Origin of the sequence: Pseudomonas sp. HY13-MNA-CIBAN-0226 (assembly GCF_040310305.1) — a bacterium.
Lineage (GTDB): Bacteria > Pseudomonadota > Gammaproteobacteria > Pseudomonadales > Pseudomonadaceae > Aquipseudomonas > Aquipseudomonas gregormendelii.
Window position 1 is genome coordinate 36,520 of the sequence record NZ_JBEOPS010000020.1, and the last position, 16,706, is coordinate 53,225.

12 protein-coding genes and 3 pseudogenes are annotated in these 16,706 nt (G+C 55.4%); 11 read left to right on the forward strand and 4 right to left on the reverse strand.

Translation table 11 applies throughout. The features are described 5' to 3' along the window. The first annotated feature begins 3 nt into the window (after positions 1-3). Positions 4-1,185: an acetyl-CoA C-acetyltransferase gene (locus AAEZ05_RS21175; RefSeq protein WP_045060541.1), complete on the forward strand. Its 1,182-nt coding sequence runs from the start codon at positions 4-6 to the stop codon at positions 1,183-1,185. Between the two features lie 242 nt (positions 1,186-1,427). Here AAEZ05_RS21175 and AAEZ05_RS21180 read toward each other — a convergent pair whose 3' ends face one another. Then, the gene (locus AAEZ05_RS21180; protein ID WP_350648695.1) at positions 1,428-1,964 is read right to left on the reverse strand and encodes a chalcone isomerase family protein; all 537 of its coding nucleotides are present in this window, start codon (positions 1,962-1,964) and stop codon (positions 1,428-1,430) included. A gap of 156 nt (positions 1,965-2,120) precedes the next feature. Here AAEZ05_RS21180 and AAEZ05_RS21185 point away from each other — a divergent pair, with 156 nt between their 5' ends. Both AAEZ05_RS21185 and AAEZ05_RS21190 read left to right on the forward strand, forming a co-directional pair. Continuing rightward, entirely contained in the window at positions 2,121-2,906 is a 786-nt protein-coding gene (locus AAEZ05_RS21185; protein WP_205894241.1) for a hypothetical protein, read from the forward strand. 98 nt (positions 2,907-3,004) lie between these two features. Beyond that, positions 3,005-3,574: a DcrB/PsbP domain-containing protein gene (locus AAEZ05_RS21190; protein WP_350648697.1), complete on the forward strand. Its 570-nt coding sequence runs from the start codon at positions 3,005-3,007 to the stop codon at positions 3,572-3,574. Between the two features lie 2 nt (positions 3,575-3,576). On the opposite strand, the gene AAEZ05_RS21195 is transcribed toward AAEZ05_RS21190, so the two are convergent. After that, positions 3,577-4,293 carry an alpha/beta hydrolase gene (locus tag AAEZ05_RS21195; RefSeq protein ID WP_045060537.1) on the reverse strand — a complete coding sequence of 239 codons (717 nt, stop codon included), beginning with the start codon at positions 4,291-4,293 and terminating at the stop codon, positions 3,577-3,579. A 1,156-nt stretch (positions 4,294-5,449) separates the two neighbouring features. Here AAEZ05_RS21195 and AAEZ05_RS30820 point away from each other — a divergent pair. The 8 genes and pseudogenes from AAEZ05_RS30820 to AAEZ05_RS30835 form a co-directional block, all read left to right on the forward strand. Then, positions 5,450-5,962, forward strand: a pseudogene (locus AAEZ05_RS30820) (MCP four helix bundle domain-containing protein); the annotation flags it as partial. 600 nt (positions 5,963-6,562) lie between these two features. Then, positions 6,563-7,090 (forward strand): annotated as a pseudogene (locus AAEZ05_RS30825) (methyl-accepting chemotaxis protein); the annotation flags it as partial. Between the two features lie 274 nt (positions 7,091-7,364). Continuing rightward, a complete protein-coding gene (locus tag AAEZ05_RS21205; RefSeq protein WP_045060535.1) occupies positions 7,365-8,048 on the forward strand; it encodes a methylamine utilization protein in 684 nt (227 codons plus the stop codon). Next, the gene (locus AAEZ05_RS21210; protein WP_350648700.1) at positions 8,032-10,389 is read left to right on the forward strand and encodes a putative bifunctional diguanylate cyclase/phosphodiesterase; all 2,358 of its coding nucleotides are present in this window, start codon (positions 8,032-8,034) and stop codon (positions 10,387-10,389) included. Before AAEZ05_RS21205 ends, AAEZ05_RS21210 begins: the two co-directional genes overlap by 17 nt. Positions 10,390-10,394: 5 nt before the next feature. Beyond that, positions 10,395-11,258, forward strand: a complete 864-nt coding sequence (locus AAEZ05_RS21215) for a DUF3034 family protein (RefSeq protein ID WP_350648702.1) — start codon at positions 10,395-10,397, stop codon at positions 11,256-11,258. Next, positions 11,255-11,677 carry a group I truncated hemoglobin gene (locus AAEZ05_RS21220; RefSeq protein WP_350648771.1) on the forward strand — a complete coding sequence of 141 codons (423 nt, stop codon included), beginning with the start codon at positions 11,255-11,257 and terminating at the stop codon, positions 11,675-11,677. The genes AAEZ05_RS21215 and AAEZ05_RS21220 overlap by 4 nt, the downstream gene beginning before the upstream one ends. Positions 11,678-13,688: 2,011 nt before the next feature. Next, a pseudogene (locus AAEZ05_RS30830) lies at positions 13,689-13,856 on the forward strand (HAMP domain-containing protein); the annotation flags it as partial. Positions 13,857-13,979: 123 nt separating this feature from the next. Then, a complete protein-coding gene (locus AAEZ05_RS30835) occupies positions 13,980-14,714 on the forward strand; it encodes a methyl-accepting chemotaxis protein (protein WP_414704667.1) in 735 nt (244 codons plus the stop codon). Between the two features lie 203 nt (positions 14,715-14,917). On the opposite strand, the gene AAEZ05_RS21230 is transcribed toward AAEZ05_RS30835, so the two are convergent. Next, entirely contained in the window at positions 14,918-15,898 is a 981-nt protein-coding gene (locus AAEZ05_RS21230; protein ID WP_045059739.1) for a DMT family transporter, read from the reverse strand. Next, on the reverse strand, positions 15,895-16,467 hold the full coding sequence (locus AAEZ05_RS21235; protein WP_350648704.1) for a TetR/AcrR family transcriptional regulator: 573 nt from the start codon (positions 16,465-16,467) through the stop codon (positions 15,895-15,897). The genes AAEZ05_RS21230 and AAEZ05_RS21235 overlap by 4 nt, the downstream gene beginning before the upstream one ends. Between the last annotated feature and the right edge of the window lie 239 nt (positions 16,468-16,706).

The window sequence follows — 16,706 nt, forward strand, 5'->3', positions numbered from 1 at the left end:
TCCATGCAAGACGTTGTAATTGTAGCCGCCACCCGTACCGCCATTGGCAGCTTCCAGGGTGCGTTGGCCAATGTGTCCGCCGTGGACCTGGGCGCCGCAGTGATCCGTCAGTTGCTGGCGCAGACCGGGCTCGACCCGGCGCAAGTGGATGAAGTGATCATGGGCCAGGTGCTGACCGCCGGCGCCGGGCAGAACCCCGCGCGCCAGTCCGCCATCAAGGCCGGCCTGCCGTTTACCGTGCCAGCCATGACCCTGAACAAGGTCTGCGGTTCGGGCCTCAAGGCCCTGCACCTGGCCACCCAGGCGATTCGCTGCGGCGACGCCGAGGTGATGATCGCCGGCGGCCAGGAGAACATGAGCCTGTCCAACTACGTCATGCCCGGCGCCCGTACCGGCCTGCGCATGGGCCACGCGCAAATCGTCGACACCATGATCAGCGACGGCCTGTGGGACGCGTTCAACGACTACCACATGGGCATCACCGCCGAGAACCTGGTTGAGCAGTACAACCTGACCCGCGAGCAACAGGACGCCTTCGCCGCGGCCTCGCAACAGAAAGCCTCGGCCGCCATTGAAGGCGGACGTTTTGTCGATGAAATCACGCCGATCCTGATTCCCCAGCGCAAGGGTGAACCGCTGTCGTTCGCCACCGATGAGCAGCCGCGAGCCGACACCAGCGCCGCCGCCCTGGGCAAACTGCGCCCGGCGTTCAAAAAAGACGGTTCGGTGACCGCCGGTAATGCTTCGTCGCTCAACGATGGCGCCGCGGCCGTAATGCTTATGAGCGCGGCAAAAGCCAAAGCCCTGGGGCTGCCCGTGCTGGCAAAAATTGCTGCCTATGCCAATGCGGGCGTTGATCCGGCGATCATGGGCATCGGCCCGGTCTCGGCCACTCGCCGCTGCCTGGACAAGGCCGGCTGGTCGATCGGTCAGCTTGACCTGATCGAAGCCAACGAAGCCTTCGCCGCGCAGTCCCTGGCGGTGGCCAAGGACCTGGGCTGGGACATGAACAAGGTCAACGTCAATGGCGGCGCCATCGCCCTCGGCCACCCGATTGGCGCATCGGGCTGCCGGGTGCTGGTGACCTTGCTGCACGAAATGATCAAGCGTGACGCCAAGAAAGGCCTCGCCACCTTGTGCATCGGTGGCGGCCAGGGCGTGGCGCTGGCCATCGAGCGGGCGTAAAGCGTTCAACAGGCGGCGCGGGGACCCACGAAGAACCGCGCAGCCTGGCAACACACCCGGTGTGACACCTGTCGCACCGGGCTCCACGCATCAGCAAAACGATCCCCGTGCTCTACACATCAATCAAACATCCCCCTGTAGGAGCTGCCGCAGGCTCGGGCCGCGATCGGACGATCTTTTGATCTTGTCTGTGTTGGGAGCGCTTGCAAGCAAGATCAAAAGATCGCAGCCTGCGGCAGCTCCTACCGAGAGTTGGCTACGCCCATCAATTGCTCGCGCAGCTGCGGATTGCGTGTTCGCGGGTCCAGCCAGATATCAAAAAACGCCCGGGCGAATGCCGGGTCGTTCACCTCGTGCTGCAAGCGCTGCCCGACATAAAACCGTGCCCCCTGCCCCGGCAGATACACCCCGGTGATCCGCGTTCCGGCCTGCACATCGACAAATGCCTGTTGCATCTGCTTCTGCCATGCCTCCAGTTGCGCGGCACTCACCGACTCGCCTGACAGGCGCCTGATTTCATCGACGCTGGCCTGAACCAGGTCGTCCCGGGAAATCTTGCGCTGGTAAATGAGTTCAAGGGCGAACGGCTGGTCGCTCGCCAAAGGCTTGGCTGCACTCCACAGGCGGGCGTTATAGACATCAAAACCAAACCAGCGAAATTCGCCGGCACCAATGATCCGCGCCCCAGGCAAAGCCTCCTGCCAGTTGGCCAGCGCATGACCGGCCAACAAGGCCAGCAGCCACAAGCTATGACGCAGAATGGATCGGGAGCGATTCATGATGGGCTCGATTCAGCGCAGAGGATGCCCAAAATTTATACGCCAAAACCCAAACTGTACAAGCTTTGAATGTTGTATACAAAAACCGCAAAGCTATACAACAATCCGTCCGGCGCATGCTAACGTGGCAGTCTCACACAGGATGGAGACGCGTGCGTGCTATTGCTCAAACTGCTGGTCATTCCCGGATTTCTGCTACTCATCTCCCTGGCGGGCAAACGCTGGGGCCCCAGCGTAGCTGGGTGGCTGTCAGGACTGCCAGTGGTGGTCGGGCCGATTCTGTTCTTCCTGGCCATCGAACAAGGCGAAGCATTCGCCGCCCGCTCGGCCACCGCCGCGTTATCGGCCATGTTCGCGATGATCGCCTTTTGCGTCACCTATGCCCAAGTCGCACAGCGCAGCAACTGGCCGACCGCGCTGAGTCTTTCGTTAGCCGTGTGGGCCATGTTGGCGGTGGTGTTATCGTCGATCCCCGCGTCCCTGGTGTTTTCCACAATCGCCGCTGCGAGCGCGTTGCTGGCGGCGCCTTATCTGTTTCCGTCGGTGCAGCCCGTGATCTCAGGCACCGCCCCCAAGTCTGACAGACTGCTATGGCGCATGGTCGCCGGTGCCCTGCTGACACTGGCGGTCACCTTGTTGGCAAGTACCGTGGGCGAGCGCTGGAGCGGCCTGCTGGCGGTGTTCCCGGTGCTCGGCAGCGTAATGGCCGTGTTCTCCCAGCAAACCCGTGGGCCGGCGTTCACGGCTGCGTTGCTGCGCGCCACGGCGACTGGCATGTATTCGTTTGCCGCCTTTTGCCTGGTCCTGGCCCTGGCCTTGCCCACAATGGGCCTCAGCGCATTTGCCCTCGGCGTCGCGGTCTCGGTGGCCATGCTCGGTGTGACCCGGCGCCTGCTGGCAAAACCTGCGGTCAGCGTGCGCGCCCAGGCTTGCGACGAGTGACTGGCCGAGCACCGGTACTGGAGTGACTTGCACGTGGCATGGGATGATCGCGTCTGAACCGATCGCGGCTGACGCGCGACAACCCCTGGAGATCCCGAATGTCATTGTTTAGCAACAAAGCCGTTGTCCTGTTGCTGGCCGTCGCTGCCAGCCTGGGGGCCCTGAATGCTCAGGCGGCCAAGGCCACCAGCAGTTCCGCATCGTCGCAGAAGGTGTCGATGCTGGGCGGCAAGTTCATCTTTACCCTGCCCAAAGGCTTCGTCGCCACGCCATTGCCGGCCAGCTCATCGGGCGCCAGCGGGACCATGTACGCCAACGAAACCACCAAGACCGTGGTGATCGCCGCAGAAAACACCCTGCCCGAGGGTCTCAAGGTCAAGGACAATGACGGCGCCTTTCTCGACGGCACTGCGGCGGACTTTGACGCGGCGCAGCGCAAGGCCCTCCCCGACTACAACAAGTTGAGCGAGAAAAGCCTGACCCTCAAAAGCACTGGTCTGGGTGTGCGCCAGGTCGACAGCACGGCCACCCAGGGTGGTGGGCAAACCCTCAACACCACGCTGATGGCGGCCTCTGGCAACCACATGGCGGTGGTCCGGGTGATTTCCCGGCCCGGCGACATGGCGGCGCATGAAACCCTGATCAAGCGGATGCTCAGCGGTAAATAAACCTAAGGGTTTAGGCTTTGCAGCCAGGCGTTCAAGTCCTGCATTTCGGCTGCGCTGATGCTGTGACCCACCCCCGGATAGGCATGAAATTGGGGCTTGAGCGACAGGCTTTGCAGAAGGCTGTTGGCGTCTGTGCCATCGACGTAAGGCAGGCGTTTGTCTGCGGTGCCATGGCCGATGAAGATCGCCAGCTGCTGGCGTTTTTCATCGGGTTTGAGCTCGGCCTTGAGCACCGGCAGGATACGCCCGCTCAGCGCTGCAATGCCTCCCAGCGCCTGCGGATGACGCAGCGCCACCTCGTAGGACATGATCGCACCCTGGCTGAAGCCCACGAGGAACACCTTGTTCGGTGCGGTGCGGTATTTGCTGGCGGCTTGGGTGATGAAGTCCAGCAAAACCTGGCTGCTGTTTTTCAGGTCATCGGTTTCGCCGTTGTAGGCACCCTGGCCTTTTTGGCGGAACCACTGGTACCTGCCTTCTTCCATCACCATCGGCGCGCGTACCGACAGGTAGTTGTACTGCTCGGGCAATTGATCCTTGATGCCGAACAGGTCCTCTTCGTTACTGCCATAGCCGTGGAGGAAAATCACCAGGGGCAGATTGCGCGAATCGGCGTGGGTCTGCTCCAGGTATTGGAGCGGCAGATCGGCTTGCAGCGGGGTTTGGGCGTGGACGGCGGTGGACGCCAGGAGTGTCAGCAGAGCGAAAAACTTCAACATAAACCTTCCTTCACAGGAGCTCTTTTTCTAGACGACGATTTTAATAAGAAAGAAAAAATCATTAATCTCAAATAGGTAGAAAACAATTTGACACTCAACCTTGGAATGACTTGATGGGCAGTACTCTGAACCCGCTCTGCCAAACACACAAGCACGGGGTGACGCAAGATATCGGCTACCCGTTAGTCAAAATTATGAAAGGAGCTTTCGACTCTCGCGGCAATGATGCTCGTGAATCTCTGCTCTCGTAATTGCTGGTTGGCTTTGACAGGAGCAGTACTCACCAATGGTGGGCGGTCGATCCTGGGGTCGGGCGCGGTGTGCTCACCACACGCCGAAAGAAGCAAGCACAGAGCAATTGGGGTCCGGGTAAGGCGAGCGTATGTAGACTTCTCAAAACGGCAAATCAGGCATCACTGCCTTGCCTACGGAGTTTTCCGAAGGTTTGAACTGTGCAGTGGGCGGTCGAGTGCCCACTCAGTCTGTCGATCCTGAAGCGGGATTCTACCCAAGCAGGTTGTGCCAATAAAAGACTTGAAGAAGATGCATCGATTCATTGTCTTCGCGCTGGGAGCCGCCAAGGAAGCGCTGACGTCCGTTACGCATTGATCCCGTTTCCGTTGGGATTGCAGGGACAACAGCAAATCTCGAAATCATCTTCACGCCCTCTCCAAGCAACTCATCACCATTAGCGGCTATGAGCCACTCTCGCAAGCGAGCGCAGTCAGGTTCCGATGAGAAGCACGACCGGACATGAGTCGATTGGATGGATCGCAGGAAATGTTCACCGTCGCTTTTAAGCATAAGAGCCGGAGTTCTCGCTAGCCACTCCCAGCTCCCTCATCAGGCTACGCAGCTTTCACGAGCCGATCTGCTAGCTATGTTGGTGCATTCTCTAAACCAGCTTGCGACAGGCTGCAAGGCCTTCACTCAGCGAAACGAGAAAATACCTATACAAAATGAAATTCTTGTATAGGTTCTCAGTAATGTATGTCACTCTGCCACCAGTCGGTTAGCATCCTCTGCTGCGCTAGTGCCTAGCCAGGCTGTCGTAACTTTCAAATGGGCGGTAGCGGTACACCAGTAGCCCTGACACGGATAGCAAAATGGAAGCACCAAGTCCTGCCCGTACAGGGTCTATCTATGAGCACCGCCCATGAAAAACTCAATCTCACTAGCCTCGCGCATAGGCCTTGGCTTCGCCGTAATTGTATCGTTGCTTATCCTAATCACCGCCGTGGGCATTCAACGGGTAGGCTTTATCCACTCCACCCTGGAACACGTGAGCGAAAATGCGGCGAAAATTCAACGCTACGCTATTAACTTTCGGGGGAGCGTGCACAACCGAGCTATTGCCATTCGGGACGCAGTATTAGTGGATAGTGATCAAGACTTAGCCGTCCATCTCAACGAAGTTACCAATCTAGAACAGGCCTACTCCGATTCAGCAACACCAATGGATCAGCTATTCGCAACTGCTGGTGTAACATCGCAGGAGCAACAGCTGCTAAGAGCGATTAAAGATATCGAAACGCAAACGCTCGCTTCCACTAAATCGGTAATCGCCCTGCGCCGCGCCGGAGATATCTCTGGAGCACAAGCTTTGCTGCTGCGCCAGACCTCAGGTGAATACAGCGAGTGGTTGAAACGCGTGAACGCACTGATTGACTACGAAGAAGCCTCGATCAAGAGCCAACTCACTGCTGTACAGGCCACTGCCAGTGAGTTTAGAGGACTGATGCTCATGGCAACCGGCATAGCACTGCTGCTGAGCATCATCCTGGCAATCTCTATCATCCGCTTCGTCAAGTCCACGCTGGGCGCTGAGCCGACTCAGGTTGCGCAGGCTATCCAACGGTTGGCCGCAGGCGATTTGCAACAAGTGATCGTTACCGATTATCCGAACAGCGTGATGGGCGTTCTGAAAACTGCTCTTAGCCGTTTGGCTGATACCATTAGTGAAGTACGTATAGCGGCCCAAGAGGTCAACAATTCATCTCGGCAACTGTTGACCACATCGTCCACCAATAACAATCAAATCAGCCTGCAGACCCGTGAAGCCGAGCAGGTGGCAACTGCAATTACGCAAATGGCGGCAACGGTCAATGAAGTTTCAGGCTATGCCTCTCAAGCAGCGGACGCGACGCGTCTAGCCGATGCTGAAGTTGTAAGCGGAAATCGCGTCGTTGCGGACACCACTCTCGCTATTGAACAATTGGCGGACACACTGGTTGAAACCACCAATACCGTAGAGCAGGTGTCCAAGCGCAGCGAAGAGATTGAAATAGTGATCGAGGTAATCAATTCAATTGCCACGCAAACTAACCTATTGGCGCTTAACGCTGCCATCGAAGCGGCCCGAGCAGGTGAGCATGGCCGAGGGTTTGCGGTTGTGGCCGATGAGGTGCGCTCTCTAGCTAATCGAACTCAGGAGTCGACGCGGGAAATTCGCGAAATGATCGGTACCCTGCAGAGCGGAACTGAAACTGCTGCACAAACCATGCGTAATAGTTGCGAACTGGTAAGCCACACCGTTTCGCAAACCCGCAATGCCCAGGCGGCGCTAGGTAAAATTAGCCAGCAAGTCGGCGCCATAAACCACATGAATGCACAAATCGCCAGCGCATCTGTCCAGCAAAGCGTGGTGGCCGAAGACGTTGCGCAAAATATCACGCGCATCCATACCTCAACGGTGCAATCGGCAACTGGCTCTCGAGAAGTTGCGACGGCCAGTCAGGAGTTAGCGCAGCTAGCTGATCGCCTTACCCAGAAGGTCGCATTTTTTAGGGTGACTTAAACGCTACCAATTCCCCACAACAGCGCACTTCCCTGATCACATCGCCGCATGCTGCTAGAGAAGACCAGTGGTAGGTGGTTTCAAATGCACAGCTATTCAGGTTTTTCCTATCTGGTCGATACGCTGCACAGAGCACGCATTTTGCGGGCTGCCTATTGATGCCATGTCGAATCAAATTTGATGGTGGCATTTGGCTTCAGCTGAGCAATTATCGGCACCTACTTATCTCTCCGGCAAGGACTGCCCACTAAAATCGCTTTTGCTTGGAATCGGTATGGCCAGGATTTGCTCGCTTCTTTCGCTAGTTACAGCTTTGATATGTGCTGATGGTTGGGCTGGTTTAGCCAAGCTTGAGGTCGTAATAAATGAGCAAGACGGCAATCCGCTGTCCGACGCGGTGCTCACTCTTCAAGGGCCAATTGGCCAGCCCTCAGCTCATCGAAACGCCGATATGGATCAGCGCTCTCAACAGTTCGCCCCGCATGTGCTGGCAGTGCATACCGGTACGCCTATCAAGTTCCCTAACAGCGACAACATCCGCCATCAGGTCTACTCGTTCTCGCCGGCAAAACGCTTCGAGCTACGTCTTTACGAAGGCACACCGTCCGACCCAGTCCTGTTCGACAAGACTGGTGTTGTGGTGCTTGGATGCAACATCCATGACTGGATGCTTGGCTACGTTTACGTCACTGACGATCCGCGCTTTGGCGTCACTGACGCTCAAGGAAAATTGACGCTTGATAACCTTCCCGTCGGTGTTTACCAGGTCACTCTCTGGCATCCACAACTCAAAGACATGCAGCCGCTCAGTGCAGGTTCTATAAAAGTACCTGTCGACGGCCTCAAGCAGACCTTTAACCTCACCCTGGAGCCTTTGTCTACGAACGCTCCAACCGCACCTGCACCGAGTACCTTCGGCGACGCGTTCAAGCGAGCTGCCCGTGAAACTGCGCAATAGTTTTCAGGCTCAAGTTACCGCAGTTCTGATCCTGCTTTTACTGGTGGTGATTGGCTCACTTTATTTCAGCGTAAAGGTTGCGACCAACTCAGCGGTGCGTAGCCAGGCCAATACTCAACTGGACGTCGGTACGCGAGTCTTCGAACGCCTGCTTGAGGTGCGAGGGCGACGCTTGGCAGACGGAGTGCAATTACTCGCAGCCGACTTCGGTTTTCGCGATGCGGTGGCCAGCAGAGATTCTGCAACCATACGTTCGGTGCTGCTCAATCATGGCAAGCGCATCAACGCCAGTGACATGATTCTACTCAGTATGGATGGAACAGTTCTCGCTAGCACTCTCGACGATGTGGCGGATGGCTCGCTGTTTCGTTTCGACCAAGCTCTGCGCGAAGCCCGGCGCATGCAAAAAACCATGTTGATCGTGCCACTGCAGGGTAAGCCCCACTTGCTTGTTGAAGCGACAGTGCTCGCGCCTCTACCGATTGCCAGGGTGGTGATGGGCTTCAGCATGGACAGTGCATTTGCCCGGGAGTTGCGCTCGCTTACCAATCTTGAAGTGTCGTTTCTGGCAGTGGATAAACAACAGCCGGGGCCACTCGTCAGCACCCAACCTGACATTCTTGGCCCAAGTATCACAGGGCTGATGCTTAACACGTCTATGCGCGACGCGGTTCAGCTGACGGAGCACTTGGAGAATAATTTCCTGAGCCAGTCCTTGGTGTTGGCTGGCGGCGCGGATGGATATGACGGTCAAGTGATAGCTTTATTGCAAAGCCCACTCGATGCTGCCATGCGAGCGTTTGCTCCCCTTGATGAAAAAATCCTTGGCATTGCCTTGATAGCCTTGCTTGCCTCATTAGCGGGGGCTCTCCTATTGGCCCGAGGTGTGTCGCAACCCGTTAGATCTTTGGCCCTAGCAGCGGAGCGAATCGGCCAAGGCGATTATCAAACTCCCGTAATACTAAGGAGAAGTGACGAATTCGGATTACTGGCCAAAGCAGTCAACTCTATGCAGCGCGGCATCGCAGAGCGTGAACAGCAACTGGCTCACAACGCCCTGCATGATCCCCTCACTGGCTTGCCCAACCGCGCTTTAGCAGTAGAGCGATTAGGCAGCGCGATTGCCGCAACACGACCGATGGCATTGATCGTCTTGGGCATTCAAAACCTGCGGTCTATCAACGAAACAGCCGACCCTGAAACGGTTGATCAGTTGCTCCGCCAAACCGGTCAGCGCCTACAGGAATCGCTGCATCCCGGTGATACGGTAGCGCATCTGATCGCCGACGAGTTTCTGCTCTTGCTTGATGGCTTCGACAGTGATGCGGCAGTCGCAGTAGCTGACCGGATTCAGCAATTACTGCTTAAGCCTCAGCATATCAACGGTCACGATTTGGCTCTGGATTGCAGACTCGGTATAGCGGCATTTCCCGCTGATGGGCAAAGCGCGCAGACGCTACTGGAACGCGCCTCCATTGCCATGAAAGACGCTGCGCAGTTGCCCGGCCATTTACAAATTTATCAACACGGGCGTGACTTGGCCCACCGTCGACAGATCACTCTGATTCGTGACCTGCGCCACGCTGCCAGCAAAGGCGAGCTTCTACTGCATTACCAGCCGAAGTTGGATATCCGTAAAGGTCACGTCCGCCAAGCCGAAGCCTTATTGCGCTGGCAGCACCCGCAACTTGGAATGGTTTCGCCTGCGGAGTTCATTCCTTTGGCAGAACGTACTGGAAGCATCCAAGTGCTTACTAATTGGGTGATCAACGAGGGGATGCGCCAACTCTCCGAGTGGAATCAGCGGGGTCTTTGCTTGCAGCTTTCGCTAAACATTTCCGCCGATGACTTACTTAGCGATGAACTGGCCGCTCGCGTCTTGGCATTATTACGAAACTACCGCCTGCCAGCGGAGCAATTGATATTCGAAATCACCGAAAGCGCAGTCATGCGGGAGCCGGAGCGTGCATTAAAAGTCCTGCATCAACTGCGTGATTGCGGCATTAGCTTGTCGGTGGATGACTTCGGTACTGGCTACTCGTCCTTGGCTCACCTCAAGCGACTCCCTGTACAGGAGTTGAAAATTGATCAGTCCTTCGTCCGTGACCTGGATGAAACCAGTGAGGACGCCGTGATCGTCCGCTCGACCATCGAAATGAGCCATAACCTTGGTCTTAAGGTAGTTGCCGAAGGCGTCGAGTATGCACACAGCCTGCGCTTACTCGAACGCTGGCACTGCGATACGGCGCAGGGTTATCTCATCAGTCGGCCACTTACTGCCGCAGCATTTGAAGCCTGGGTGGCCTTGCCTCTTAACTTTCATACATCCATTGTTCATTGATCGCCATGACCTATCGTTTCTCTCTGCTGATCGGCTGTCTCATCGGCCTGAGCCTCCAAACCTCCCTCGCTGATAATGGACGGCTGATTGCCACAGGTGGTGCCAGTAGCCTCGAGGGTGCAGCAGGCGGAGGTATTACACCTTGGGCAATACTTACTGGCTACGGCGAAAAGAACGAGTGGGACGCGACCGCGTTCGCCACTACGGTCAATTTGCCGGACTATCGGCTGGATGTTGCTGGGTTAGCTTTGGCCTATGACAACCGTATCGAGCTGTCTTTCGCCCGGCAGCGTTTTGATCTGGGGTCTTTGGTTAGCAAACTGAATCTCCCTGAAGATAACCTAAGCCAAGACGTACTCGGGCTAAAGGTGCGTTTGTTTGGTGACGTGATCTACGACGATCTCCCGCAGGTGTCGCTAGGGTTGGAGTACAAACATCAGCGCGATTTTCTGATCTCGAGCCTGGTTGACGCTCAGCGTGACAGCGACACTGAGGGATATATAGCCGCAAGTCGCTTGTTCATGAGCGCAGCATTTGGCTACAACCTCTTGGTCAATGGCAGCCTGCGGTACAGCCGCGCCAATGAAACCGGGTTGCTGGGTTTTGGTGGTGACCGTCGAGACACTCGCAGTGTACTGAAGGAGGGGTCGATTGCCGTGCTGTTCAACCCGCACTGGGCGCTGGGCGTCGAGTACCGGCAGAAGCCGGACAACCTGTCCTTCGCCGGTGAAAGCGATTGGGCGGATCTGTTTTTAGGATATTTCCCCAACAAGCATATGTCGGTGGTCCTGGCCTATGCACGCCTGGGGGAGATCGCCACGCTAGATAACCAAAACGGCACATATCTGTCCTTGCAGGGAAGTTTCTGATGCGATTGTTGCCACTGTTTCTCGTTTTGCTATTGAGTGCTTGTGCGCAAAAAGCTCCTAAGGATGACAGCCTTTATCAAGCCCTGGGCGCACATCTGGGGATCACTCGAATTGTTGAGCGCATGCTGCTAAACATTGCTCGGGACGAGCGAATCGTTGAGCGGTTTCGCAAGATCGATATCCAGCGGCTACGGGACAAATTGATTGAGCAATTTTGTGTTGAAGCGGGCGGCCCTTGTACCTATACCGGTGACAGCATGGCCGAGAGTCACAGGGGGCAAAATGTCAGCCGCAGTGACTTCAATGCGCTGGTCGAAGACTTGATTGCAGCGATGGATGATCTGGGGATCGCGGTGCCGGTGCAGAATCGTTTGATTGCGCGACTGGCCCCTATGCGCGGGGAAGTAATTGAAAAGTGAGCCGGAGATTCGCTTAGAGTTCTGCTAATCGTATAGGGAAGTGATGGAGCGATGCTATCTCACGTCCGTAAATGCGCAACCATCGGCTATCTCATTTATGGATGAGAGGTCTCCCGCCCACTCCCAGCCTTGTGCACGGAGGCGATTCCCGAATGAAGTAGGGAATAACACACCGCATCATGGGAAATAACTCGATTGGCTGAGTGCTCAAGCACCACTCTGTTACCCCAGTAGCTTTAGCAAATAGTAAATCGCATTGTCCGCTACAGAATGCGAATAGCCTATGCGCAGGGTGATTATCCTCACCGGCCGGAGCCCATTGGGGCACTGCTTGACGAAATGGCTCACTGTTCTTCGTTTCACATAAAGCCACATGACACGAATTTCATTAGCGATTACGGTACAGAAGCACATCGGCATAACCGCATACCCGACTCAGCAACCGCACCGGCCTCCTCTGCCACAGTTGCCCTTTACCCCAGGCAAGAGCTTTGTCAGGTACGAATTTGTGCTGGGCCGGCAGCTAACTGCCGCCTCTGCCGCGCTGGATTTACCAGCGATGAGAGCAATCGAGATCACGGCTGAGCTATCCAAGGGCCGGGCATCACCGTTTACTCAGAATAAAACAGTGACGCCCATTGTAAGTCCAGATATTTCGGAATACCTTGTACAATACCTATACAACATTGGAAGCTTTGTACAATAATGGCCAATGGCATCTAGTGATGCATTTTGCGGGTGAATGCTCACTGCTCCGCCAAGAAATAAAAATTGTGCAACGCCGTGGCCAGGACGCCAAGCTGGTATTTTTTGACATTAGGCATGCTGAGTTCGGCGCCAAGGCTTTGTGCGCCAATCTCGATCAGATGCAGTCGTCATTGCATGCGAGCTTTGCAGATGGCCGCTGGATTGCAATCCTAGACTCGACCCGATGGAGTGCCAACTGCCCACCTAGGTTTTTGAGTAATTGCACTGAAATGGGGGGCATCACTGCCGCTCCTCGCGTTAGTTGAACGTCTATGCTGCGTACGCCCCGATTTGAAATGGATATTCCATGCTGACGGGTGACGCCGCTGTAGAGAAAATCGCTGCGAGGTGTCAGCGCTAAAACTCAGGGATGGCAAACGGCCTAAATTGTAAAAAGCAGGCTCAACTATTTCCATTAAAAATCGCCAAGTTAAGAAGCTCGGCAATTTTAGTTTTAGAGAGATCCACCTCAACCTGTCAGGTGGTATCTGATATTAGTAAATTCACCAACACCAAGCCATTGTTGTTGATACTCTTAATTTGCGTTCAGTAACAGGTAGACGCGCGCCATCTCCAGTGCGACGTCTTGGCCACGTCATATGCCGATTACAATGTAGGAAGCTTCTTGCACGTGCGCCTCAGACGCAAGCGCGCGAGCCACGCTCTTATTTCCTTTGCAATACTGGAGAACTCTGTGACGCTAAGTATTTCTCGTTTGATGGTTTTCTGTGCAGCAGGCTTGGTCGCAACCGCAGTGGGTTTGACCTTATTAATGCACACCCAAATCAATGACCTCGATGACATGGAGCTCAATAGCAAGCAATTAGGAACCGCTCTTGAATCAACCCAAGAACTGCGTTACGACAGCGCACAAATCCAACAGTTTTATACTGATGCAAGCCTAACCCAAGACGCTGAACCCTTAGACGATGCGCAGAAATATTACACCGCATCGCTTCAGTTACTTGATGAACTTACGCCCATGGTTCCGAGCCTTTCCAGCCGTATTCAGGCTTTGCGCACTCCACTTGAGCAGCTTAACAGTACCGGTATGCTCATGGTGCAGGCCTATGCCCGTAATAAAGTTGATGGAGATAAAGTCATGGAAGACTTTGACCTGCGTTCAGCAAAAGTTATTTCCGACTTTGCCGCTTTTAGTGAGCCGCTGGATAAGCTATATCGTCAGCAGCTAACTGACAGTAAGGCTGAGCGCACAATGATTCGAACCACTAACCTCATCGCGTGGAGCACGGTCTTGGTCATTATGCTTGGGGCATTGTGGTTAATTGCCAATCGGGTACTACCGCCCATGCAGTCTTTGAGTAAGGCTCTGAGCGCGTTGAATGACGGTAGTGGCGACCTGAGCCGCACTATCAAATCGAATCGAAATGACGAAATTGGACAGGTTATCGAGCTGTTCAATGCGTTCCTTGGAAACCTACGCCTCAAAATCACCACAGTTGCAGATGTTTCAACGGGCCTGGAGCGCTCCGCCGAACAATTGCTCCGCGATGCTGGCGCGTCTCAGCGCAGTGCTACGGATCTGCAAGTCGAGGTGGAACAAGTTGCGGCGGCGGCTAATCAGATGGCCACCAACGTGCAGGGCGTGGCTACAAACGCCCAAGCCAGCGCGGCTCAAACTCAAGATGCCGATAAGCAGGCACAAGCGGCGATCACCGTCGTCAATGAAACTATCATCGATATTCGCGCCCTTGCAGATGAAGTGGGTCGTGCTGCGATTGTGATTTTCGATCTAGAAAGCCATTCACGCGAGATAGGTGGGGTACTGGAGGTGATTCGTACTATTGCCGAACAAACCAATTTACTGGCTCTTAACGCAGCCATTGAAGCCGCTCGTGCAGGCGAGCAAGGTCGTGGTTTTGCCGTAGTGGCTGACGAAGTGCGTACGCTCGCTAGCCGAACGCAAAAGTCTACTCAAGAGATAAACGGCATGATCGACCGCCTGCAAAAAGCTTCAAAACAAGCCGTAGAAGTAATGGACGATAGCCGTATCTTCGCGGAGCGCGGCGTGCAGCAGGCGATTAGCGCTGGCGAGGCGCTACAACGAATCAGCGGACTGGTGTCTTCTGTATCAGACATGAGCCTACAGATAGCTCAAGCTGCAAATGAGCAGGCCATGGTTACCGATGAAATTAATCGACGAATCAGCAGTGTGTCGGTCGTCGCGAACACCACTGCAGCGCTAGCGGAAAGCACTCTTAAGCGCGGACGCGAAAGCGGCGGAGACGCCGAGCGTTTATTGAAAATTGTGCATCAGTTCAAACTCTAATCCTGAATCGGCCCAGGTTTTCTAGAAACCTTGCAAACTCTTGAACGGCTTCGCATACCTCGCCCTCTCGAAGCTTGATATCGAAGGGAAGGACGATCCATTGTAACCGTCCGCCCAACACACCGTCCCGATCCCAACGCTTAGGGCAATGATGCCGAATCAATCCAAAATGGGCACCTGAAATGCCATATACCGGCACAATCTCACTCGTTTTGGCTAACGTCAATGATCCTACCACGCGTCGCGAGAAGTGTTTGCCTGCGATAAAAGGCGTGAATAGACCACACCACCCCTACGAATAGCACCCCTGTCCCAAGCGCTTCCGTAGGAGAGGGCCAGCGTTGGTTGATGAGCAGGCCCATCGTAGTTGCATAAATGGTTCCGCTGGCGATCAATTGCCCGCTTAGAGCCAGAGGTAGCCGCCGAGTTGCGATTGACCATGCCCAGGCACCTGCAAGGGTGGCCCCTAACCCCTGAATTACCCCACATACCATTAGCGCCTGAGTACCTGCTAACCCGCCCGGATGGCCGGCGAAGTGGGACAGTTTCAAGTACAGCCCAACTGGGATGAAGGCCAGCATTTCGACGCTGCACATGAAGATCAGCATGGCTGACCACAACATGGGGGACATGGTTGGGCGTCGAGCCAAAGCACTTTCATTTAATAGGCCAAAACCAGTCCAAAATCCGATTGCCAGCAACGATGCGAGCAGCCCAAAAAGTATCGAAGTTGTCGGGGGCACCGCCGTCGCGCTGCGAGCATCAAACACGCTTAAGTTGACCAAACTTATGCCCAGTGCCGCCACCACCAGCGGCCCGGAAATGGCGCGCCAGGGCACGCTGGAGCTTCGCATGTTGCCGGCAATTGCGAGCACGATCGGTACTGACCCCATCATCACCGGAGGGATCACCGGCCCAGCTGCCAAGACCGCAGTGGTAATCAGAAAGAAATATCCGATGTACCCCAAGAAGCCCAGCAGTGCGGCGCAGGCCCAGTCGCTCAGTCGCAAATGCCGCACTTTGTTACGGTAAACAAATAGCACTAGCAGGCTACCTAAACCAGCAAAGGCATAGCTCACCACAGCCAGATCAAAAAGGCTGTAATCGCCGACTAGCCCTGGAAAGATATAGAGCAGCGACCAGGAAAAAGTGGCGGCAATGGCGGCCAATAAGCCTAGGGTCATACGTTATGCTCCTGCTTGGCCAGGTTCCGGATCCAGCAATCAGCAATTTGCCGGGCAGTGTCGAATACCCGAACTTCCTGGCCCATGGCGCCGCTGACAAAACTGCCCTCCAGCAAGATAAAAATCCCCTCAGCAACTAAGCCAGGATCGCTAACACCGGCGCTCTTGGCCAATGCAGCGAGATTTTCGCGTATACCTTGCTTATGCCTGCTCACTGCCAAATGCACAGGGTGGCTAAACTTGGGGAATTCAGCCGCACTGTTGACGAACAGGCACCCGCGTTCGCTATCTCGCAAAAGAAAGCGTTGATACAAATCGAAAAAAGCGAGCATGCCACTGACCGGGTCAGGATGCCCTGCCAAGGTGCACGCTACCTCTTCACGCCAACGTCGGTCACGCTCCTCAAGGCAAGCCACTATCAGCGCATCCTTGGAGGGGAAATGGCTGTAGAGCGTCATCTTGGTAACACCCGCCATCGCGGCGATGGCCATCACACCAGTAATGTATATACCTTGTGACAGAAACAACTTTAGCGCCGAATCAATCAAGCGCTCACGGGTATTGTCCAATTTAAGGCACTTAGTCATCGTGACGGATGATGACTATACTGACCGGTAAGATTGAGGCGTATGCCAATACGACCCAAATCGTGGCCTTTACGACACTGACCGCAGCACGCCGGCGCAGCAGAAAGGCCAATCAGAAGTTTCGTTACGCTAGCTAAGCGCACCCACACCCGCGTGGATCGACGGACGCCCCCTATGCGGCAGCAGCTCGGCATTGTCATTCGGCAGCCGCGTCGGCAGTC

Bases quoted from the DNA above. Each gene is read 5' to 3' on its own strand.
- AAEZ05_RS21180 (WP_350648695.1), bottom strand. From the start codon at position 1,964: ATGAATCGCTCCCGATCCATTCTGCGTCATAGCTTGTGGCTGCTGGCC.
- AAEZ05_RS21215 (WP_350648702.1), top strand. From the start codon at position 10,395: ATGACCTATCGTTTCTCTCTGCTGATCGGCTGTCTCATCGGCCTGAGC.
- AAEZ05_RS21195 (WP_045060537.1), bottom strand. From the start codon at position 4,293: ATGTTGAAGTTTTTCGCTCTGCTGACACTCCTGGCGTCCACCGCCGTC.
- AAEZ05_RS21230 (WP_045059739.1), bottom strand. From the start codon at position 15,898: ATGACCCTAGGCTTATTGGCCGCCATTGCCGCCACTTTTTCCTGGTCG.
- AAEZ05_RS21205 (WP_045060535.1), top strand. From the start codon at position 7,365: ATGGCCAGGATTTGCTCGCTTCTTTCGCTAGTTACAGCTTTGATATGT.
- AAEZ05_RS21175 (WP_045060541.1), top strand. From the start codon at position 4: ATGCAAGACGTTGTAATTGTAGCCGCCACCCGTACCGCCATTGGCAGC.
- AAEZ05_RS21190 (WP_350648697.1), top strand. From the start codon at position 3,005: ATGTCATTGTTTAGCAACAAAGCCGTTGTCCTGTTGCTGGCCGTCGCT.